Annotated in this window: 22 protein-coding genes; all 22 read left to right on the forward strand. The window is 34.9% G+C overall.

Annotated elements, in window-relative coordinates; all coding sequences use genetic code 11:
• Positions 1-331 precede the first annotated feature (331 nt).
• The 22 genes from FZF09_RS22985 (at position 332) to galU (FZF09_RS06475) (ending at position 23,399) form a co-directional block, all read left to right on the forward strand.
• Entirely contained in the window at positions 332-466 is a 135-nt protein-coding gene (locus FZF09_RS22985) for a hypothetical protein (RefSeq protein WP_255450391.1), read from the forward strand.
• Between the two features lie 217 nt (positions 467-683).
• A complete protein-coding gene (locus FZF09_RS06375) occupies positions 684-1,448 on the forward strand; it encodes a tyrosine-protein phosphatase (RefSeq protein ID WP_158735752.1) in 765 nt (254 codons plus the stop codon).
• Between the two features lie 239 nt (positions 1,449-1,687).
• Positions 1,688-2,413, forward strand: coding sequence for a YveK family protein (locus tag FZF09_RS06380; protein ID WP_158735753.1), 726 nt, complete (start codon positions 1,688-1,690; stop codon positions 2,411-2,413).
• Between the two features lie 19 nt (positions 2,414-2,432).
• Complete coding sequence (locus tag FZF09_RS06385; protein ID WP_233269420.1) at positions 2,433-3,137, forward strand: CpsD/CapB family tyrosine-protein kinase; 705 nt, start codon at positions 2,433-2,435, stop codon at positions 3,135-3,137.
• Between the two features lie 20 nt (positions 3,138-3,157).
• Positions 3,158-4,060 (forward strand): LCP family glycopolymer transferase, encoded by a 903-nt coding sequence (locus FZF09_RS06390; RefSeq protein ID WP_158735755.1) that lies wholly within the window; start codon positions 3,158-3,160, stop codon positions 4,058-4,060.
• 552 nt (positions 4,061-4,612) lie between these two features.
• Positions 4,613-6,430 (forward strand): polysaccharide biosynthesis protein, encoded by a 1,818-nt coding sequence (locus FZF09_RS06395; protein WP_158735756.1) that lies wholly within the window; start codon positions 4,613-4,615, stop codon positions 6,428-6,430.
• A gap of 19 nt (positions 6,431-6,449) precedes the next feature.
• A complete protein-coding gene (gene galU / locus FZF09_RS06400; protein WP_158735757.1) occupies positions 6,450-7,334 on the forward strand; it encodes a UTP--glucose-1-phosphate uridylyltransferase GalU in 885 nt (294 codons plus the stop codon).
• 151 nt (positions 7,335-7,485) lie between these two features.
• Positions 7,486-8,595 carry a DegT/DnrJ/EryC1/StrS family aminotransferase gene (locus tag FZF09_RS06405; protein ID WP_158735758.1) on the forward strand — a complete coding sequence of 370 codons (1,110 nt, stop codon included), beginning with the start codon at positions 7,486-7,488 and terminating at the stop codon, positions 8,593-8,595.
• A 5-nt stretch (positions 8,596-8,600) separates the two neighbouring features.
• Positions 8,601-9,272 (forward strand): sugar transferase, encoded by a 672-nt coding sequence (locus FZF09_RS06410; protein ID WP_304503057.1) that lies wholly within the window; start codon positions 8,601-8,603, stop codon positions 9,270-9,272.
• Complete coding sequence (locus FZF09_RS06415) at positions 9,241-9,861, forward strand: acetyltransferase (protein ID WP_158735759.1); 621 nt, start codon at positions 9,241-9,243, stop codon at positions 9,859-9,861. Before FZF09_RS06410 ends, FZF09_RS06415 begins: the two co-directional genes overlap by 32 nt.
• A 20-nt stretch (positions 9,862-9,881) precedes the next feature.
• Positions 9,882-11,048 (forward strand): glycosyltransferase family 2 protein, encoded by a 1,167-nt coding sequence (locus tag FZF09_RS06420; protein ID WP_158735760.1) that lies wholly within the window; start codon positions 9,882-9,884, stop codon positions 11,046-11,048.
• A gap of 40 nt (positions 11,049-11,088) precedes the next feature.
• Positions 11,089-12,294: a glycosyltransferase gene (locus tag FZF09_RS06425; RefSeq protein ID WP_158735761.1), complete on the forward strand. Its 1,206-nt coding sequence runs from the start codon at positions 11,089-11,091 to the stop codon at positions 12,292-12,294.
• Positions 12,295-12,458: 164 nt separating this feature from the next.
• Positions 12,459-13,460 (forward strand): EpsG family protein, encoded by a 1,002-nt coding sequence (locus FZF09_RS06430; RefSeq protein WP_255450431.1) that lies wholly within the window; start codon positions 12,459-12,461, stop codon positions 13,458-13,460.
• A 114-nt stretch (positions 13,461-13,574) separates the two neighbouring features.
• A complete protein-coding gene (locus FZF09_RS06435) occupies positions 13,575-14,675 on the forward strand; it encodes a glycosyltransferase (protein WP_158735763.1) in 1,101 nt (366 codons plus the stop codon).
• 36 nt (positions 14,676-14,711) lie between these two features.
• Complete coding sequence (locus FZF09_RS06440; RefSeq protein ID WP_158735764.1) at positions 14,712-15,644, forward strand: hypothetical protein; 933 nt, start codon at positions 14,712-14,714, stop codon at positions 15,642-15,644.
• Positions 15,645-15,726: 82 nt separating this feature from the next.
• Positions 15,727-15,945: a hypothetical protein gene (locus tag FZF09_RS06445; protein ID WP_158735765.1), complete on the forward strand. Its 219-nt coding sequence runs from the start codon at positions 15,727-15,729 to the stop codon at positions 15,943-15,945.
• 115 nt (positions 15,946-16,060) lie between these two features.
• Positions 16,061-17,038: a glycosyltransferase family 2 protein gene (locus tag FZF09_RS06450; RefSeq protein WP_158735766.1), complete on the forward strand. Its 978-nt coding sequence runs from the start codon at positions 16,061-16,063 to the stop codon at positions 17,036-17,038.
• Between the two features lie 42 nt (positions 17,039-17,080).
• Positions 17,081-18,184 (forward strand): polysaccharide pyruvyl transferase family protein, encoded by a 1,104-nt coding sequence (locus FZF09_RS06455; protein ID WP_158735767.1) that lies wholly within the window; start codon positions 17,081-17,083, stop codon positions 18,182-18,184.
• Positions 18,185-18,275: 91 nt separating this feature from the next.
• Positions 18,276-19,628, forward strand: coding sequence for an oligosaccharide flippase family protein (locus FZF09_RS06460; protein WP_158735768.1), 1,353 nt, complete (start codon positions 18,276-18,278; stop codon positions 19,626-19,628).
• A gap of 73 nt (positions 19,629-19,701) precedes the next feature.
• Positions 19,702-21,138, forward strand: coding sequence for a hypothetical protein (locus FZF09_RS06465; RefSeq protein ID WP_158735769.1), 1,437 nt, complete (start codon positions 19,702-19,704; stop codon positions 21,136-21,138).
• A gap of 255 nt (positions 21,139-21,393) precedes the next feature.
• Positions 21,394-22,449: a GDP-mannose 4,6-dehydratase gene (locus FZF09_RS06470; protein WP_158735770.1), complete on the forward strand. Its 1,056-nt coding sequence runs from the start codon at positions 21,394-21,396 to the stop codon at positions 22,447-22,449.
• A 62-nt stretch (positions 22,450-22,511) separates the two neighbouring features.
• Complete coding sequence (gene galU / locus FZF09_RS06475; protein WP_158735771.1) at positions 22,512-23,399, forward strand: UTP--glucose-1-phosphate uridylyltransferase GalU; 888 nt, start codon at positions 22,512-22,514, stop codon at positions 23,397-23,399.
• The last annotated feature ends 196 nt before the right edge of the window (positions 23,400-23,595 follow it).

Genomic DNA, 23,595 nt, shown 5'->3' on the forward strand with positions numbered 1-23,595 from the left:
CGACTCCGGGCCGCAGGCGACCCTGCGCGAAAGCTCCAGAACCTGTCGCGGGCTCCCAGGATGGGAGTCAGTTCGGCGTTGTCACAGGACGTGACGCTCGTAGCCGAACTTCCTTCTTTTAAGGCGCTGGCGCTTTTTTTAAAAGGTAAGAAATGATAAATAGTTGGCGTTTTTGATGTCTAGCTTCAGCGCCCAGCCGCTCGGGGTTTCTTCCCTTTCGACTCCGGGCCGCAGGCGACCCTGCGCGAAAGCTCCAGAACCTGTCGCGGCTGACCAGGGCGCTTGCGCTTTTCTTTAAAAGGTAAGAAATGATAAATATGTGGCGTTTTACATGTCTAGCGCAAGCGCCTACTCGCTCGAGATTCCTTCGGTTCGTCAATGGAAAGCAAAGATCAGCTTTCCATATGCCGACCCTCCAGGACTTGTCGCTCGTGAGCAAGGCGCTGGCGCTTTTCTTAAAAGGTGAGAGATTATAAATAGTTGGCGTTTTTGATGTCTAGCTTCAGCGCCCAGCCGCTCGGGGTTTCTTCCCTTTCGACTCCGGGCCGCAGGCGACCCTGCGCGAAAGCTCCAGAACCTGTCGCGGCTGACCAGGGCGCTTACGCTTTTCTTATAGCATTCATGTAAAATGGATGCTAAGATGTAACTAATAACAAGATGATAGAAAGGTGTGGCCATTTACCATGATAGATCTCCATTGCCACATTCTGCCGGGAATCGATGATGGTGCCAAGACGCTCGAAGACAGCCTCGACCTTGCTAGAGCGGCAGAAGCAGACGGTATACATACGATTGTCGCAACACCGCACCATCGAAATGGGGCATTTGACAACGATGGAAATGCCATTCCTCAACTCGTAGAAGACCTCAATAGCCATATAAAAGAGCACGAGATCGATGTAACGGTACTGCCTGGCCAGGAGAATCGCTTAACAGGAGAGCTGGTCGATGAATTAAAACAAGGCACAGCCATCCCCGTTCATAAGAGCCGCTACGTATTAGTAGAATTTCCAAGCGTCCAAGTACCGCATTACGCGAACCGGCTGTTTTTTGATCTGCAGGTGGAAGGGTACATGCCCATTATCGTTCATCCCGAGCGGAACAAAACATTCGCGGAGCATCCAAACAAATTGTATGAGCTGCTGCAAGCCGGAGCGCTCACACAGGTGACAGCGGATAGCTTTACGAAAAAAGTACCGAAAAAAACACGGCAATGTGCTGAACTTCTGCTAGACCATCACATGGTGCACGTGATCGCAAGTGATGCCCATGATGTGAATAGGAGGACGTTTGACCTTAGTACAGCCTACCAGTCGATTCAGGCGAAAAGAGGAGAAGAAGAAGTCTTCTATTTAATGGAGAATGCCGAGCGCATCATAGACAATGAAACTATTTACCCCGAACCGCCCCAGCAGGTGAAAAAGAAAAAGTTTCTCGGCATTTTTTAGAAATTCAAGCGGCAGTCATGCACAAAGGTGCAGGCTGCCGCTTTATTCGTTATGAGGTTACACCTAACGGCTCGTAATCTATACATAAAAAAGGCTAATAATTACCAAAAACAGGGTGAAACGGACGAAATTACTATGCATGAAAATAGCACCAATCGCGGGGTTGGCGGGAAATTCACGACCTCATTTGTGTTATAATGACGCATGACATTTGATTAATGACAAGCAGGAGGCGCACCATGGAAGAGACGATTTCATTAAAAGAAATAGCAGACGTCTTAAAAAAGCGGCTGCTTTTAATTATCGCTGTAACAGTCGGTGCCGTAATGATTAGCGCAGCGGTTACCTTTTTTCTATTAACACCAACCTATGAATCGACGAGTCAATTCATCGTCAATCAATCAGATGAGGAAATGCCAAATAATATATACGATGGAAACGATATACAAACAAGTGTAGAGCTCATTAATACATATAACGTGATTATTAAAAGCCCGGCCGTTCTCGAACAAGTGATTGACGATCATAATTTACACGTAACACCTGAAAAACTTGCCCAAAAGATTCAAGTCTCCAGTGAAGAAAACTCACAAGTAGTGACCGTAACCGTTACAGATGAAAGTCCCCACGCAGCAGCAGAAATGGCAAATGCTACCGTTAAAACATTCCAAGCCGAAATTCCGTCCTTAATGAACGTAGACAATGTCAATGTGCTCTCAGAAGCGAAAGTATCGCCAGATGAATCTCCTGTAAGCCCGCAGCCTCTATTGAATATAGCAATAGCTATGGTAGTCGGTGCAATGGCAGGGATCGGTCTAGCATTTTTACTAGAATTTATGGACAGCACAATTAAAAACGAAGAAGACATTGAAGGCTCGCTGACACTTCCTATTATGGGAAGCATTTCCACCATGAAAGACAGTGATGCACCAGCAGGAAAGTTCGAGTCACAACATATCAGTTAGGAAGAGAGGAGAAAGACGGTTGAGACTAAAACGGAAAAAGAATAAGCATAAGAACGCATTGGAAAAGCGGACGATTATTGCTCATGAGAATCCGCGCTCGCCCATTGCAGAACAATACCGTACCATCAGGACAAACTTGCAATTCGCGTCAGTTGATAAAGAGCTGCAATCTTTCTTGATTACTTCCCCAGGTCCATCAGAAGGAAAATCACTTACCTCAGCCAACGTAGCAGCGGTATTTGCACAGCAAGGAAAGAAGGTCCTGCTCGTTGACGCGGATTTAAGAAAGCCGACGGTCCATTATACGTTTCAAATAAACAATACAACGGGATTAAGCAGTTATTTAGTGAACGACATCGATTTAAACAGTACCGTACAGCAAAGCGGCATCGATCATTTATACGTTTTGCCAAGCGGGCCTGTCCCTCCGAACCCGTCGGAACTGTTAGCTTCCACCAAAATGAAGCAGATGATGTCAGAAGCAAATGACCTGTTTGATCTCGTCATTTTTGACACACCTCCGCTTTTAGCGGTCACCGATACACAAATTCTATCAAACGAAGTAGATGGTGTTGTGCTTGTCGTTCGCAGCAAACAAACCGAAGTCGAAGCAGCCGAGAAAGCACGCGACTTGCTGCAGCAAGCCCATGCCAATATTTTAGGTGTGGTGCTAAATGACCAAGACATTAGAGAGAACAAATACTATACTTATTACGGAGAATAACGTAAAGGCTGGAGAAGAATATGAGAAGAAAAAAGCGTCGGCTTCTTAAAATAGTGCTTGTGATCGCTTTGCTGCTGCTTATCGGAGGCGGAGCGTACGGCTATTATATCTATGACAATGTCAAACAAACCGTAGATACAAACATGAACGACCCGGTGGAGACAATTGATTACGAACGTACCGAACGAAAAGTAGAAGAACAAGAGACGATCAACATCCTGTTGTTAGGTGTTGATGAACGAGACGGTGACAGCGGCCGCTCAGACACCATGATTGTGATGACGCTCGACCCTAATAAAGACAGCATGCAATTAATCAGCATTCCAAGAGATACGAGAACGGTCATAGAAGGCACAGGGAATGAAGATAAGATCAATCACGCGTATGCGTTTGGCGGAACCGACATGGCACTGGACACCGTCGAATCCTTTCTAGATATTGAACTTGATTATTATGTGGACATGAACATGGAAGGCCTGGCGCAAATGGTCGATGCGGTCGGCGGCATTGAAGTAGAAAACGACTTTGCTTTCGAACAAAACGGAAAAGAATTTGAAGAAGGCACGATTGAATTAACCGGCGACGAAGCATTACGTTTCGTACGAATGAGAAAAAATGATCCAGATGGAGACGTAGGCCGCAACCAACGGCAGCGTCAAGTCATCCAAGGAATGATCGAAAAAGGCGCCAGTCTATCAGGAATGAACAATTATATGGAGATTCTCCAAGTAATGGGAGATAACGTCCGCACGAATATGTCATTTGAAAACATGACAGATTTAGCAATGAATTATCGAAGCGCACGAGAAAATATCGAAACCTATCAAATGACCGGAGAAGGGACACGAATCGACGATATCTATTATTTGATCGTGCCAGAGGAAGAAATTGAAAAAGTACACAAGATGATTACCGCATTCTAGTAAAAAAGAATGGGTGTTGTTTTTAATGAAAAACAGCACCCAACTCATTGAGAAAATATGGTAAAATGGTTGGCAGATAACAGTATAGAGCTTTCGAAAAATAGTTGATTTTGCTTAAAGTAGGAATATAGAACCAGATGGGATAAATAACAAGGAAAATTGTCATATATTTCATCTCTATTTATATTGTTGAGTAATAAAATTTAATGTAGAATATTGCGATGTAAATATTCACGTCATATACATATTTACTAGTTGAAAGGTTATTGTTCGTAGGACCTCTATCACAACGAACACTCGGCCGTGCTGTGGGACCCTGCAGACGCACTCCTTAGGCGCCCGTCGCCACTGGTGCGGTGTGAGGAAAGGTTGAATGCCTTACACATCAAAAGTGAAAGTGCTTTCATTATACTAAAGAAAATACAAATCACGCAAGAAAATTTAATATGGGTGAGTGTATTTTCTCTTGAGAGAATGGTGAGAGAACGTTCTTTCAAGTGAGAATATACGAATTTTATTTTGGGGAGAAAAAGTAAAAAAGAGGGGGTTCCAATGACTTACGGAAAACGGTTATTAACGTTGATGGGAATGGACACTTTTATTGTGATGATCGCAGTTTTTATCGGGGGCTTTCTTATTTATAATACGTCATACGTTGGATCTGCAATTATTTTCGCCAGCTCGTTCACTTTAGTGATTTCTCATCATATTTTTGCGTACATTTTTAAGCTATACAAAAGAGTCTGGCAATATGCCAGCATTAATGAACTGACAGAAATATTTAAAGGTGTTACGTTATCAATCTTAACAACAGCTGCAATGCAAGTGGTGGTGTTCGATGCTCTGCATATCCGAACCCTTACCATCACCTGGATGCTGCACATTCTATTAATCGGCGGATCCAGATTCGCTTGGAGAATGTACCGGGATAATTACATAAAACCGAACAAAAATAAAAAACGGACATTAATCGTAGGCGCTGGTCACGCCGGAACGATGGTCACAAGGCAAATGCTGCAGAGCTTAGAAAGTGAGCTGCTGCCAGTCGCTTTCGCGGATGACGATATCACAAAGCAGCATCTTGAAATCATGGGTGTCCCTGTAGCCGGCCCGGTAGATGACATAGAGCTCATTGTGGAAAACTTAGAAGTTGAACATATTGTCATTGCTATTCCATCGTTGAAAAAGCAAGAATTACAGCGCATTTATGAACAGTGCCAGAAAACAAACATACGAACACAGATCCTGCCAATGATGGAAGACCTCCTATCCGGAAAAGTTTCGGTCAAGCAGTTCCGCGATGTCGAAGTAGAAGACCTGCTCGGCCGGGAGCCAGTAGAACTTGATATTGACGAAATCTCTGACACTATCACGGGAAAGACCGTGCTTGTAACAGGTGCCGGCGGATCAATAGGTTCAGAGATTTGCCGTCAAATTGCCGACTTTGAACCAGAAAGACTCATTTTACTCGGGCATGGCGAAAACAGCATCTATGACATAGAAATAGAACTGAAACAAAAAGACCTACTTACCGAATTGATCACAGAAATATCAGACGTAAAAGACAAAGAAAAAATGCAAATCGTCTTCGAACGAGAACGACCAGACGTAGTCTTTCACGCCGCCGCACACAAACACGTACCGCTGATGGAACGAAATCCAGAAGAAGCCGTGAAAAACAATGTCATTGGAACAAAAAATGTTGCCGAAGCCGCAGACGAAAACGGAACAGAAACATTTGTGATGGTCTCAAGTGACAAAGCCGTCAATCCAACAAGTGTGATGGGCGCTACCAAACGGCTTGCGGAAATGGTCGTCCAGCACATGGACAAGACAAGCACCACCAAATTTGTTTCTGTACGATTTGGAAATGTACTCGGCAGCCGCGGCAGTGTGATTCCATTATTTAAAAAACAAATCCAAAACGGCGGCCCGGTTACTGTCACACACCCCGACATGGAAAGGTACTTTATGACAATACCAGAAGCGTCAAGGCTTGTCATCCAAGCTGGAGCTCTGGCTAGAGGCGGAGAGATTTTCGTTCTCGATATGGGGGAGCCAGTGAAAATCGTCGACCTTGCCAAGAATCTTATTAAATTATCAGGATACAGTGTGGATGAAATTGGGATTGAATTTGCAGGAATACGACCAGGAGAAAAAATGTTTGAAGAACTGCTGAAAGACGATGAAGTGTATCCCGAACAAATTCACCCAAAAATTCATATCGGGAAGACACCGGAAGTTCAAGAACAATTCTACAGCGGTGTGGTGAATAACTATCCTGTACTAACATCGATAGAATTACGAGATAATTTAATAAACATAGCAAATTTTAAAACGGAAGAATATACACTAACCAAAATGAGTTAAAGTGCTTGGGGGAAAGGCTATGAAAGTAAGAAAGGCTATTATTCCAGCAGCAGGCTTGGGGACTCGCTTCTTACCAGCTACAAAAGCACAGCCAAAAGAAATGCTTCCCATCGTGGACAAGCCAACCATTCAATATATTGTCGAAGAAGCAATTGAGTCCGGAATCGAAGATATTATCATTGTATCTGGACGTGGTAAACGTGCAATTGAAGATCATTTTGATAAATCCTATGAGCTAGAAGAAACACTAATAAAGAATCAAAAAATGGAGATGCTTGATGTAGTCCAGCGCATCTCATCCCTTGCAAATATACATTATATCCGCCAAAAAGAACCGAAAGGACTCGGACATGCTATTCACTGTGCCAGACAATTTGTTGGGAACGAGCCATTTGCTGTCCTGTTAGGTGATGATATCGTACAAGCAGAGCAGCCATGTCTGCGTCAACTCATCGATGTGTACGAGCGCTATTCTTCGTCAGTGGTTGGGGTACAGCAGGTTCCGGATGAAGATGTGTCGAAATATGGCATTGTAGCACCAAAAGGAGAGCCAATCCAGAACGGTGTCGTTCATGTACAGGACCTTGTTGAAAAGCCGGATGTTATCAATGCTCCATCTAACTTTGCAATTATGGGCCGTTATGTACTGCGACCAGAAATCTTTAATGTTCTCGAAACCTTGCCACCCGGGGCAGGCAATGAAATCCAGCTGACGGATGCAATTAAACAGCTCAATCAACAGCAGGCTGTGCTTGCCTGTGAATTCTCCGGAGAACGTTATGATGTTGGAGACAAGTTAGGATTTATTAAAGCAACCATTGATTTTGCTCTTGAGCGGAACGACTTGCGAGAAGATGTAAAAAAATATGTAGAAGAAGTTCTTGATAAGGAGCTTGTAAAATAAAAATAGACTATCCCTTAAAGCAGACTTCTATTTTGCTTTAAGGGATCTTTTTTTCGTAAGAGATCATTAGTAGTTTAGTAGTTGGTTGGATAGAATTCCAGTTAAGTACTAAGCAACTAAATGACTCCATAGAGGAAGGAAGTTTTTAAAAATGGGAGATCGGATATTCCTCTCATCGCCTCATATGAGTGATGAGGGTTATGAAATGGAATATGTTAAGGAAGCTTTTGATACGAACTGGATTGCCCCGCTTGGAGAAAATGTGAATGAATTTGAAAATGAACTAACGACTAAAGTTGGTTCTAATGCTGCAGCAGCATTATCCTCTGGAACTGCTGCTATTCATTTAGCACTAAGAGCAGCTGGAGTAGGTGAAGGAGATATCGTGTTCTGTCCGACACTTACATTCTCAGCGACAGCTAATCCCATTATCTATCAAAATGCCATACCTGTATTTATAGATAGTGATTATATAACTTGGAACATGTGCCCAAAAGCATTAGAAGAGGCTTTCAAGAAGTATCCAGAAGTGAAGGCAGTGATTGTTGTACATCTTTATGGTTTGTCTGCAGACATGGATAAAATAGTAGAACTGTGTAAGAAACATGATGTTATTTTAATAGAAGATGCTGCGGAATCTCTTGGAACTTACTATAAAGGAAAGCATACTGGAACCTTTGGTGATTATGGTATCTTCTCATTTAATGGGAATAAGATCATCACTACTTCCGGTGGTGGAATGCTCGTTTCCGACAATGAAGAGAGGATTGATAAAGCTCGATTTTGGGCGACTCAGTCTCGGGATACGGCAAGGCACTATCAGCATAGCGAATTGGGGTTCAATTATCGTATGAGCAATGTCGTTGCTGGTATTGGTAGAGGGCAGCTTAAGGTATTAGATCAGAGAGTTAAGAAAAAACGATATATCTTTGAGTGTTATAAAAGAGAACTTGGTGGACTTAACGGGGTTCAGTTCATGCCGAGTAATAAGTGGGATGAATCCAATTATTGGTTAAGTTGTTTGACGTTGAGTGAGGAAGTGAGACCACTTGATATGATGAAAGCTCTTGAAAATGAAAATATTGAAGCTAGGCCAATATGGAAGCCAATGCATATGCAACCGTTTTTTGAGAAATATGATTTTGTAGGAACGGATGTGTCGGAAAAGTTGTTTGAGAATGGAGTTTGTTTACCTTCTGATACGAAGATGACGGAAGGAGATTTGAAGAGAGTTGTAGAGATTATAAAAGGATTATGGTGAGTTAAATGGAGCATTCTAAAATTGGTATTTATAGAAGATTTATAAAGAGACCGATGGATTTAATATTAACCTTGATAGCTATTATAGCTCTCAGTCCAGTTATTATATTAGTAGCTATCTTAGTAAGAGAAAAATTAGGAAGTCCGGTGTTGTTTAAACAAGAACGGCCAGGTCTGAATGAAAAGATATTTATAATGTATAAGTTTAGAACGATGAAAGATGAAAGAGATAAAAATGGAGAGTTATTACCGGATAGTGTTAGATTGACGAAGTTTGGTGAACTCCTGCGTGCTACATCTCTTGATGAGCTGCCAGAACTCCTTAATATTCTTAAAGGTGACATGTCTATCATTGGGCCTAGACCATTATTGGTACAATACCTGCCTCTTTATAATGATCATCAAAAACGTCGCCATGAAGTTAGACCTGGTTTATCAGGTTTAGCGCAGATAAATGGTAGGAATGCAATCAGCTGGGAAGATAAATTTAATCTCGATGTAGAGTATGTAGATAATGTAAGTTTCATAGGGGATTTGAAGACTATATTTCTAACGTTAAAAAAGGTTTTTGTAAAGGAAGGTATCAATTCGGAAACCGCTGCAACTGTGGAACCCTTTAAAGGTAATCAAAGGACGGAATGTAACAATGAAAAACAAACTTCTAATAGTTGGAGCTAGTGGCCATGGGAAAGTAGTGGCTGACGTTGCACTAAAAATGAATAAATGGGAAAGTATTGCTTTTCTAGATGATCATGAAAGTATTAAATTATCCATGGGGATAGAAGTTATTGGGAGATCAAATGATGCTCTTACACATGTGAATCATTGCGATATTTTTGTAGCTATCGGTAATAATGCTATACGAGAAAAGGTGCAGGAAAAACTTGAAGCTGAAGGTGCAAGTATAACTACGTTAATTCACCCGAATGCAGTTATAGGAGAAGAAGTTAGGATAGAGTCAGGAACAGTGATTATGGCTGGAGTAGTCATTAATTGCTGCACCAAAATAGGAAAAGGATGTATTATCAATACTGGTTCCACGATAGATCATGATAATTTAATTGAAGATTTTGTTCATATATCACCAGGTGCACATTTAGCTGGAACGGTAAAAGTTGGACAAGGATCGTGGTTAGGGATTGGTAGCGTCATAAGTAATAACATAAGTATTACAAGTGGCTGTGAAATTGGTGCAGGAGCAGTAGTAGTTAGAGATACAAGCGAGACTGGAATTTATATTGGTGTTCCAGCAAGGAAAAAAGATTAAATATAAGGGAGAAATCTCTCATGGATCTAATTTTTAAAATTCTATTTTATTTAAGTGGATTTATTATTGTATGGGCAATGATTGGTTACCCGCTATCTTTAAAATTTATAGGGAAAGTTTACAAGAGACGCAAAATTGAAAAAGACTATTCTTATAAACCATCAGTAACTGTAATGGTGGTTGCCCATAATGAAGAAAAAGTAATACAAGATAAGCTAAATAACATATTGGGATTAAATTATCCGAAAGGTAAAATAGAGTTCTTGATTGCATCTGATAATAGCACTGATAAAACTAATGAAATCGTTAGGAACTTTATAGAACAAAACCCAGATAGAAATATTCGTCTATATGAAGTTAAATCTCGTAAAGGAAAAACAAATGCACAAAATGAAGCTCAAAAAACTGTTACAACAGAGTATCTTGTAATGACTGATGCGAATTCTATAATGGATAAAGAGTCTGTTAAAGAACTGATGGCAACCTTTACATCAGAAGATATTGCTTATGTTTCAGGAAGGTTGTCTATCATAAATCAGGAGTCTAGTGATGTAAGTAGTGCTGAAGCAAGCTACTGGGATAGTGATATGACTATTCGTGAAATAGAAGGAAGAATTCAAACTATAACAGCTGGGAACGGGGCATTATATGCGTGTAGGACAGTAGATTATTATGAATTCAATCCTATTGAATGTCATGATAGTGCAATGCCGCCATTATATGCAGTTCAAGGTAAAAGGGCAATTGCGAATCATGATGCTATAGCTTATGAGAAAGCCGGAGAAGTAATTGAAGATGAATTTGGCCGTAAGGTAAGAATGAATAGGATTATTCTAAAATATATTTTACCCGACGCAAGGATACTAAACATATTTAAGTATAAGTGGTTTTCTTACTTTTATTTTGGTCATAGGACATGTAGGTACTTACTTTGGATTTCACATTTTTTAGTATTAATTTCTAACTGTTTGCTGATTTCAGAGTCATGGTTTTATTTGATGGCATTTGTTGGTCAGGTAATGTTTTATTTACTAGCCCTAGTTAGAGCAATAATAAAAACAAATAATAAATATTTAACTTTAATATATTATTATTGTGTCACAATAAGTGCACAATGGGTTGGTGTTTATAACATATTAACTGGAAAGGCGAAGCCGTTTTGGGAAAAGGCTGAGAGTACAAGGTGAAAATTACCCAATAGTTATAATAAATTAAAGAAGGTGGAGTATGAAAATATTTATAATAACAATGATATTCCCAGCCAAGTCAGAAACATTTGCCGCACATGATGTCCTATCTTATCATGAAAAAGGTACTGATGTATCAGTCCATTCTCTTAGAAAAAAAATAAAAGGTACGACGAAATTAACAAGTGAAAGAAGCTTAGAAAATATACGCATTACTCATAGTAATTTACTGAGTGTTATAAATGGTATTTGTTTTGGGATGATGAGAATTAGTATTTTATTAGACTTGTTTTCCTGGATTGTTAAAAATAATATTAATAACAAAATACATTTACTAAAAAGTATTATTTTAATACCAAGATCATTAGATATAATAAAAACTATTAAAAAGGAAAAACCGGACATTGTTCATTTGTTTTGGGGGCATCTACCTTCAATAGTTGGATATTTAGTAGAGAAATATTGTTCCAACTCTAAATTAACAATGTTTTTAGGAGCTTATGATCTTGAAATGAATTATAATGGAAGTGGTATAGTAGCAAGAGATGCAAAGGTTGTTTTTACTCATGCTAAATACAATGTACCCTGGATTATGGAGTTAGGAGTTAATCCACAGAATATAATAGTATCATATAGAGGAGTTAATTTGGGGAATTTTAAAATAGAGGAAAATCCTAGGAAAGAAAAACGACGTATAGTATGTGCTAGTAGATTAATTGAATCTAAAGGTGTAGACAAAGTAATAAACATTTTTGCTGATATTAATTTAAAATATCCAGATTCAACTCTTGTTATACTGGGAGATGGAAATAAAAGACCTGAATTAGAAGAAATGGTAAAATTATTAAATTTATCAAGCGTTGTAACATTCAAAGGACATGTTAATCAAGAAATTTTATTTGAAGAAATGAAGAAGGCAGAAGTTTTTATGTTACTTTCTAAAAAACAATCAGAAAGGTTACCGAATGTTGTTAAAGAAGCTATGTTAGCAAAGTGTTTGTGTATAGTGACTGAAACACCTGGAATTGAAGAGTTGGTTGAAGATGGTAAAAGTGGATATGTAGTGAATTTGGAATATCCAAATAAAATACATGAAATTATAGATAAGGTATTTGTAAATAAAAGTAATAAGGAAGAAATAATAAAAAAAGGATTTAGTCATATAACGAATAATTTTGACATAAAAAAATTAGCTAAAAATTATATAAATAATTGGAAAGAAATAAAGAATCAGGTTCCAAAATAAATTTTTAATTTTTGTCATTATAATACTTTTATCTATTTTTATTGTTAAGTTTAGTAGGAGGATAATTCTTTGGATGTATATTCTTTATTGTTTTTAAAAGGTTATTTAGTCTCGGTATTTAGTACAATAAAAGATACAAAAAAAATTGTAGCTGTTTTTTTGTTATTGCGATTGTTATTTTGTTGATAATGAGCGGATTCAGATCTATAAACGTAGGATACGATAATGAAGATCACGAAAGATTCTTTCACAAAATAGCAAGTGGAAGTGTGTCTGTTCATGATTTTAAGGAACCAGGGTACAGCTTATTAAGTTTAGTAGTTTCATATTTTGGAAATTATAGTTTATTTCTTATAGTATATTCAGCAATATCAATATTGATATTAATTATTACCATTAGATATTTCTCGGTTAATCCTTATGTTTCTCTTTACATGTATTATGCATTTTATTTTTTAGGGAATAATATGGGGAAAATAAGACAATCATTGGCTGTTTTGTTTTTATTACTTGCTCTAAAATATTTAAATAAAAATGAAAAAAAAATTTTTGTAATCATCGTTATAATAGGGGCTACATTCCATGCTTCAGCACTTTTTTTCTTAGTTTTTTTATTCTTAAACAAAATAAATTTATCAAAAAAGGTTATGTACTTCTGCATAGTTTTAGCTGTAATTATTGGTCAATTAGGTATTGTTGAATATATATATTACAATTTAATTGGGAAAAGTCAATTTATTAGTTCAATTGATTTTTTAGATCTTAAAAGATTATCACTATATTCGGATTCTGAATATACAGTTAGACAGGGGGGAGGTTATTTAGGATTTCTTTATATTTTAATTAATTCCGTTTTAGTAGTTTGGTTTTTCGATAAATTTAAACAATTTAAAGATAAGAAAGCACTTATAATTGCTAAGACATATTATTGGGGGACGATATTTTTCTTCTTATTTTTTAATTTAGCCCTAATAAATTCAAGACTTACAATGGGATTTTTAATGACTCAAATTTTTTTAGTTCCATATTTGTTTAAGTTTATAAATAATAAATATATAAAATTTTTATTTGCAGCAATTATTTTAATCGTAGTGACGTTAAGAGGATATATAAATTTTGTTGATAATTATGATTTATTTGTACCATTTGAATTCTTTTGGGAATAATTCATAAAGGCTTTATAATGAATATTTAAAAATCTATAATTTGGAGTCTGCTTACTTTATTATTGGAGATTATATAACCGTTTATTCAACAGTGATATAGAAGGGGATTTGAAAATGAAAAAAAAAATATTGTTTTTTATGCATTCTCTCACTGGTGGAGGTGCTGAACGAACTGTAGTAAATATAATAAATAATCTCGAAAGGGAAAGCTTTGAAGTAGTTTTAGTTCTAGGTTCAAAAAAAAATAATGATTATATAGATTTTGTTTCAAAAGATATTAAAGTTAAATATTTAAATTGTGATCGACTTAGATACTGTTTGTTAAAATTAAAAAAATCTATTAAAGAAGAAAAACCAGATTTATTATTTAGTACTCTCAATAATAATAATATTATATTACTGTTAGCCAAAATATTTACTTTAAAAAAAATTCCTACTTTTGTAAGGGAGACTAATAACCGAACACAGTCAGGTAAATCCTCAAAGCTAAATAAATTAGTTACTTATATTTTATATAATTTTGTATCTAATAAAGTTATTGCATTATCCAAGGGTGTAAAAGAGGATTTATATAAAAACTTTCATATAAATAATAAAAAGATAGAAGTGATCTATAATCCAATTGAGGTTGAAAAAATAAAAAAAATAAGTCAAGAAATGGTGGAAGATACAGATAAAGTTAACGGTGAGAAATTAATAATTGCTGTAGGTAGGTTGGTAGAACAAAAAGATTTTTATACGTTAATAGAAGCTTTTAATTTAGTTTCAAAGGAAGTTAATGCTAAATTACTAATTCTTGGGAAAGGGCCTTTAGAAAATGATTTAAAGGACTTGAGTAAAAAGTTAGGTATAAATGATAGGATTGTTTTCTTAGGGTTCAACAAAAACCCTTATAAATATATGAAGGGTGCGGATGTATTTGCACTAAGTTCCAAATGGGAAGGTTTTGGACATGTAATCGTTGAGGCAATGGCAACAGGTACACCTGTAATTTCGACTGAATGCAAGTCTGGACCAGCAGAAATAATAAAAAATAATAAATACGGTATTTTAGTACCAGTTGGTAATTATGAATTATTAGCAAAAGAAATTACTCAATTGTTGAGCAATGAAGAGATGAGAAAATACTATTCCAATGTAGGATTAATGCGTGCAGATGATTTTAATGCTAAAAACATAGTAAAAGAATATGAACAGTTATTCATGATTACTTGAAACTTTTAAATAATTTAATTAGGAGTAACGAAATATATGTTAAACATTCTTTATAAATTCTATTTTTCCCTTAGAAGACAAAAGTGCAATGCCAAATTTTTGAAGAAATTGTATAATTTTATATCTAATATCCTTAGCAAAGCTGCAAACTTTTATGTGAAAGGCTATTACAGATTACCATTTTACAAAAACATTATAGGCATTAATACGAGTAAAAAGAGAGAGAAAAAGATAATTGTTTCTTTAACAACTTTTCCGGCAAGAATTAATGTAGTTTGGATTTCAATAGAATCTCTATTAAGACAATCGTATAAGCCTGACAAAATAATACTTTGGTTAGCGAAAGAGCAATTTAATGGAATTAAGAGTGTTCCCCACAAACTTTTAAAGCAGCAAAAAAGAGGTTTAGAGATAAGATTTTGTGATGATTTAAGATCACATAAAAAATATTATTATGCTTTTCAAGAGTATCCCGAAGAAATAATAATAACCGTGGATGATGATATTATTTATCCTAGAAACACTTTAAAAATACTAATAAATTTACATGAAAGATTCCCTGACTGTATTTGTTGTAATAGAGCACATTTAATCAAAAAACTTAAAAATAACGATCCTGCTCCCTATTCTGAATGGGTTCAAAACCCTCTAAGTTTAAATGAACCATCAAAGTTACTTTGTCCTACAGGTGTTAGCGGTATATTGTATCCACCAAATTCAGTTCATAATGAAGTTTTTAATAAACGAGACATTAAAGAGCTTTGTTTTCACGCAGATGACTTATGGCTTAAAATCATGTCATTAAAAAACAATACAAAAGTAGTTAAGACTGCAGAATTTACTAGTGTTCCTTTTAAAATAAATTCAAGTCAAAAAGAATCATTAGCTCAGTTGAATGTTAATGAAAACAAAAATGATTTGCAGTTGAAGGCAATATTAGATAAATATAATGTTGATTTCGACAAGTAACAATTTTGTACATACATTTATAACAATTAATAATCCTGTACTAGTTATATTGCTAGGGTCGAATTACCAGGCGGCTGTCACTATGCGATTTTTAGTAATCATCCAATATTTTACACGAGTTCGGAAACAACTAGTAGGTATTAATTTCTATAAGAAAGCAAATTTGCATTTAGTGATTGTAGGTGTCAATATTAACTGGTTGCTCGATCCTAATCATGGAGCTATAGGAGCTTCTATCTGCAGCTTTTTCATATATTGTCTTTTTTACGATAAGAACGTTTTGTACTTTGAAGTTTTTTAAAGTAAAATATACACTTATTCGCATATATGTAATGATATTTGTTGTTCTTATATGCGTTGATATCTATCATAACATGAAAAATGGGTCCACCATAGAAAGAGAGTGATTTCACATTATGACACAGCCCAAAATTACTATTATTATACCGATTTATAATAGTGAAGACTATCTAGCAGAATGTCTAAAAAGTGTTATAGAACAAACCTATAAAAATCTTGAAATATTGCTTATAAATGATGGGTCAACAGATAAGTCTTGGGAAATTTGCAAATATTATTCAGATAGAGATAATAGAATTATATTTATTGATAAACCAAACGGAGGTGTTTCTTCTTCCCGAAACTGTGGTCTTAAGTATGCCACTGGAGATTATGTAGGCTTTGTTGATAGTGATGATTATTTAGAAAAAGATATGTATGAGAGGTTACTTTGTGCCACTAAAAATTATAATGCAGACATTGCGGAATGTGGCTTTTATATAACTGATTCAGCAAAAAAAATACAAAAGAAATACAAATTAGAAAATAACATTATTTACGGTAATTATGAATGCAGTTACAACTATGTTACTAAAAAAAATACTACAAATTATAATTGGAATAAATTATATAGAAGGTCTCTTTTTAATGGTATACGGTTTCCTCATCTAGACTATAGTGAAGACTATGTGGTAAACGTAAAAGTCCATTATAAGTGTAACAAGAAGATAAGCATATCTGGTTGTTATTACAACTATAGGCTTAACGGTCAAAGTGCAGTGAATCGAGAGTTTTCATTATCAAGATTGGACACAATTAAAGCTGGAAAAGAAATATATAAATTTCACGAAGAACGATTTTCAGAATTATGTCCATTTGTTGCTTTATATATATTAAATTACATACGCAAATTTTATTTTCAAGTAAAAAGTTCAAACAATCCAAACAAATTAAAAATTACTAAAGAATTACTTACAGATTACAGATATTATTATTCAATTATTAAGAGAAATAAATTTGAAGTAATATCTTATCAAAAGAAAACAATTATATCATTATGGTTATTCAGTTTATGTCCATGTCTTTATCATTATGTAAAGATTGTAAAACTTTAATTTATTTATAGTAAATTATTAACACAAGGATGATACAAAACTATGAAAATAGGCATATTAACATTTCATGATGCGGATAATTATGGAGCTGTATTACAAGCATATGCATTAAAGGAAAGTATTCAAAGAATTAATAATAACTGGAATGTGCAAGTTGTAGACTATAAGATGTCATATATTATCAAAAATTATAAATTAATTAAAATTAATACAAAAAATCCTACTATACTGATTAAGAGTTTGATATTAACACTTTTAACTTTAAAAACCAATATCACTAAAAAGATCAAGTTTAATAGATTTAGAAACGATTATATGAATTTATCAGATTCAGTTTATCATAAACCTGAAGATATTAAAGAGTTTGACTCATTTATAATTGGAAGCGATCAAGTGTGGAATTTTGATATTACAAAAGGTGATAGTATTTTCTTTTTAGACTTTTGTAATGAAAAAACTAAAAAGATATCCTATGCTGCAAGTATCGGAAATGATAAATTAAGCTTAAAAGAAATTAATCACATTAAAAAAAATATTAATAATATAGATAATATTTCTGTTAGGGAACATAGTGCTGTAAATATCTTAAATAAAATTACAGATAAACATGTACATAGGGTATTAGACCCAACTTTATTAGCGGACATAACCATTTGGAATAATGTAATAAAACAGAATGCAAAAACAAGAAATGAAAAATATATTTTGGTTTATATGGTGTCAACTAACGAAGAAGTATTAAAGACTGCCGAGTTAGTTTCAAAAAAGAAAGGTTTGAAGGTTTTATTAATTCATGATTCTTTCAAAAACAACAAATATGGTTTTCAACACTTAAAAGGAATAGGACCAGTTGAATTTGTGCAACTAATTAAAAATGCTGAGTATATTGTAACAAATTCTTTCCATGGTACAACTTTTTCTATTATTTTCAATAAGAATTTTATAACAATTCCTCATAAAGTAACTGGTTCAAGGATGAATAATTTACTTGAATTATTAAATTTGGAAAAAAGATTAATCAATAAAAGGGAAGATGCTAATGAAATCATAAAATTTAATATAGACTATACTTTACCAAATATGTTACTAAAACAAGAAAAGGAAAAATCTCTTAAATTCTTGGTGGAATCTTTGAATAAGGAGTAATAGAAAATAAAATTATTATCTTTGGAAGTTTTAAATATCAGAATAATACAGAACTTGTTTTGCAAAGAATTTTATAGAAAGAACAGATAGAATGATGATTCAAAAATTAAAGTTAAAAATTATAAAAAAACTATCAAAAAATAAGAAGAATGTAGCGAAAATTTTAACTGGAACCTTCTTAGCTCAAGGAATCTCTTTGATTACATTGCCAATATTTACAAGGATATACGGCGCTGAAGTATTTGGTACTTTGGCTCTATTAAGTGCAATTTCTATAATTATCAACTCGTTTTCAGATTTAGGTTTAACAAATGCTATCATGACAGAAGATAGTGAGAAAAGAGTAATTAAAATATATAAAGTTATATCATCAATTGTTGCACCAATAAGCTTATTTACTGGAATTTTAATAGTATTTTACCATGGTATTTTTTTACCAAAACTAGAAGTGAATGTATTGTTTTTATTTTCATTTGTCGTGATATCAACCTTCACTTCAAAGCAAATTCATGTTTGTTATACCTGGCTTAACCGCAATGAAAGGTATAATATTTTAATGAAAAATCCACTTATATCTGGAATAATTCTGGGAGCAGTGGGAATTAGTCTAGGTTTAATGGGATTTGTAAAGTATGGTTATTTTATTGCTAGTATTTTAGGTCAAATTGCAACACTGATTCATATGAAACGATTTTTACCTAAAAATATGTTTACTCTAAATGTTCAGGACTATAGGGATGTTGTTACAACAAATCGAAAGTTTGTTGTATTTCAGTTACCAACAAATATACTAGTAAGTTTTAAGAATCAGTTACCGCAGCTATTAATTTCAACTCTATGGGGGGTTGGGATGTTAGGGTATTATTCTATAACAGTAAGATTGCTTCAACTTCCTATTAAGTTAATTGCAAATTCGTTAGGGCGAGTGTTTTTTCAAACTACTTCGGTAATGTATAGAGAGGGAAAAAATATAGGTGATTATGTTTATAAAACGATTACCACTGCTATGAAGATTGGCTTTTTGCCAATGTTCATATTAATGTCACTTGGTGATATCATAGTTGTGACAATTTTAGGAACTGATTGGGAGATAGCTGGGTATTTCATCCAAATCTTATCAATTCAGTACTTTTTTATGTTTTTAACTTTTACCACTCGAGGTGTATCAATAACAATAGGTAAACAAAAATATGCAATGATCTCTAATTGTGTGCAGGTTGTCGCTTATATTATTGGAGCTACAGTAGGTAGATATGTTTTTAATGATATATTCATTGCTTTAATATTAATGTCCTCTTTATTCATCACAATCAACATAATATATTATTGTAATCTATTTAAAGTAATGGGTGTTTCATGGATAAAATACTTGATTCATATAATATTTAATATTTATATGATGCTGACTTTAACAGCTATTTTGAGACTGTGGATATTTAATTAGTTTTGAAAGCAAGAGATTTATAAAAATAAATGATTATAGAGTATAAAATGTAAGTCCAATTAGGGGGAAAATAATGGAAACGTTAGTAATTGGAATTGATGGTGGAGACAAGAGAATTATTGAATCTTTAGAATTGCCTAATCTACATAAATTACTAAATGATCTTAAAGGGTTTAAAGTAACTAGTGATTTATGGAGTAGAGGATGGGCAGAAATTCTAAATGGACAGCCTGGTATGGAAAGTGGTGCCTTTTATGAAAAACCAAAACTTGATGGAACATATGGATTTACTCAATCATTTGGTTCTAAAGAACATGAAAATATAAATAACGTTAAACCTCTTTGGAAACTTATAAACGACTGTGGAAAATCTTGTGGCTTCATGAACGTGCCCTCAACCAATCCCGCACCAGAAGTAAATGGCTTTTTTGTTTCTGGAGCAGGAGGAGGGCTGTTAAGTGGTTCAGACGAAGTTCCCAAGGGAGCATGTTATCCAGAATCAGTATCAATGGAATTAGCGCAAATTAAATATATATTTGATACACGATTTAAACAATCAGGAATTCGAAACAAAGAGGTATTTTTTAATAGACTTACAAAAATGATAGAAAGAAGAACAGAAGCATTTATACATTTAAACAAGAAGTATGATGTTGACTTTGGATTTATAGCTTATATGGGTACCTGCAGAATTAACTATTTGGCGATGAGTGAAATAGAAGAATTAATAAAAAACCATGGTATTCCTCAAAATGACTTTCAACAAAGAATCGTTAAGTTATACAAAGATTTTGATAAATCATTAGGGATATTAATAAACAATATTAAAGCAGATAAGGTAATGATTGTCTCTGATCATAGTCAATCTCCGTATTTACATAGAGTTAATGTAAACAGCTTTTTACAAGAAATAGGCTTACAGCATAAAAAGAAAATTGATTCTGTAAACAAATCCTTATTCACACAAATTAAGAAAGCTATACCTGCTGATTTTAAAAATAAAATTAAACGTGGAATGAATATCCCAACTAAATCTAGTATTATTGATTATAGTAAGGATTATGCTTTTGGCTCAAATTATGTAAGTGGTATATATATTAATGATAATGAAAGATTCGGTGGCCCTGTCCATGGTCAGGAAGAAATTGATAGAATGGTTAATGATATAGTGGAAAAATTTAACAACAATAATAACGCAAAAAAACATATGCTAGTTGCTAGACCATATAGAAGAGAACACCGAACGGCTCGTTACAATAAAACATTACCTGATATATGGATAGATCATCCTGATTCTGTTTTCTTTGTTGGTCGCGGCAAGTTTGTTGAAGCAAATGAGAACTATGGTCCAATAAAATCTTTAAAAGATATTAAAGGGGATATGAATACAGGAATTAAAGGAAGATATCCTTTATTGTATGTAGATAAGAAAATAACTGAAGAATTTAAAGATATAAAGGAAACAGACCTTACTTTAGCATATAAATTTATAGAAAAGATTATAAAATAAGTTTGTATACAAAGAACAATCCCACCTATTCTAAAAGCAGTTATTTAGTTCATAATCATTATAGTAAAGCCGGGGAAGCTACCATTGAATTTCAAAGTGTAGACATCTTAATCATACAAAGTTTGATGAGAACTATGCCTGTACATGATAGTAGAAAAATTTGTGAAGATAAACAGATGAAAGAAGTAGGATTGAGATATTACTCCATTTTAAAGACAATCTACAGGTAAGAAGGTACAAAGGAGCCGAAGAACCTTGAATTATAAAACTCTTACAAGTAAAAAGTTACTGATCACAGGAGCAGCTGGTTTCATTGGATTTTACTTATGTAAAAAACTATTAGAGCGAGGCTGCCAAGTGATAGGTGTTGATAATATTAATGATTTCTATGACGTGAATCTTAAACATACTCGTTTAGAGAAACTTAAGCCCTATAAAAAGTTTACCTTTATCAAAAATGATATCTCGGACAAAACTATAATTAGTAAAATTTTTGAAGAATACAGGCCTAATATTGTAGTAAATCTTGCTGCTCAAGCTGGAGTACGTTATTCAATTGAGAATCCAGATGTATATATTCAAAGCAATATCATTGGTTTTTACAACATTCTAGAGGCTTGTAGAAATTACCCAGTGGATCATCTTGTTTACGCATCATCTAGTTCAGTTTATGGATCGAATAAAAAGATACCATTTGAGGAAACCGATTTTGTGGACAATCCAGTTTCCCTATATGCTTCAACAAAAAAATCAAATGAATTGATGGCACACACTTATAGCCACCTTTATAAAATCCCAGCAACTGGCTTGCGGTTTTTTACAGTTTATGGTCCTATGGGACGACCAGACATGGCTTACTTTGGATTTACGGATAAGCATTTTGCAGGTAAATCAATTAAGATTTTTAATAACGGTGATTTTGAAAATGACCTTTATCGTGACTTCACTTATATTGATGACATTGTTGAAGGAATTGAATGCCTATTAAATAACCCTCCTATGAGTGATGTTCAACATAAAGTATTCAACATTGGAAATAACAATCCGGAAAAGTTAATGACATTTATTGAAACTTTAGAAAAAAGTTTGAGTTATGCTTTAGGTAGAGAGGTACTATTTGAAAAAGTATTTGAGCCTATTAAACCAGGAGATGTACCCGCAACTTACGCGTCAACTGAATTATTACAGGAAGCGGTGGGATATAAACCAAAAACATCTATTAAAGAAGGTTTACAGAAATTTGCAAACTGGTATGTGAACTATTATGAGCTTAACAAAAAGCAGACGTTTGATAACTCACAAAGTAAATAGAACGTTATTATTACTTCTTTCCAGTGAAGAAAAGTTTTTTATGTATAAAAGGGGGCTTTAACTTGACAGTTAAAAAAGCAGTTATTCCAGCGGCTGGTCTTGGTACTCGTTTTTTACCGGCGTCCAAGGCTCAGCCGAAGGAAATGCTGCCGATTGTGGACAAGCCAACCATTCAGTACATTGTTGAAGAAGCGATAGTGTCGGGGATTGAAGATATTATTATTGTCACTGGACGCGGCAAGCGTACGATTGAGGATCATTTTGATAAGTCGTATGAATTGGAAGAAACGCTTTTAAAGAAACAAAAGATGGATATCCTCGATGAGATTGTAAGTATTTCGTCGATGGCTAACATTCATTATATTCGTCAAAAGGAACCAAAAGGGCTCGGGCACGCGATTCAGTGCGCGAGTCGTTTTATTGGAGATGAACCGTTTGCGGTGTTGTTGGGCGATGATATTGTACGCTCGGAAACGCCGTGCTTGCGTCAGCTGATGGATACGTATGAACGGTTTTCGTCATCGGTTGTGGGTGTGCAGCAAGTGGCGGATGAAGATGTGTCAAAATATGGCATTGTCGAGCCAAAAGGATCTCCTGTTCAGGAAGGGATTGTTCACGTCCAAGATCTCGTGGAAAAGCCGGATCTAGCTCATGCTCCGTCCAATTACGCGATAATGGGACGCTACGTACTTCGGCCGGAGATTTTTGACATTTTGGATTCCCTTCCACCAGGTGCTGGTAATGAAATTCAGCTCACGGATGCGATAAAAGAGTTGAATCAGCAGCAAGTGGTTCTTGCCTGTGAATTTACAGGTGAACGTTATGACGTTGGAGATAAATTTGGCTTTGTGAAAGCAACGGTAGACTTTGCTTTGCAGCGCGATGATTTACAAGACGACGTAAAGAACTATATTCAACAAGTACTCGGACAGCAGCTTGTGAAAGGATAAGGAACGATAACAACGAACATACCGTCGCAGGTACCTGTTATGTTGGGCTGGTGACCGGTGTGACTCTTAGAAGTCGGTTACACACTTCACTATATCAATGTGGATGAAACGAAAGTAAAGAACGTAAGGAAAGTCACTTCTCCTATTTACGAATCTGGCCTCGAGTAGTTTTTTTACGATGAACAAGGGGTTGAAT

This window comes from Alteribacillus sp. YIM 98480 (assembly GCF_009765375.1).
Lineage (GTDB): Bacteria > Bacillota > Bacilli > Bacillales > Marinococcaceae > Alteribacillus.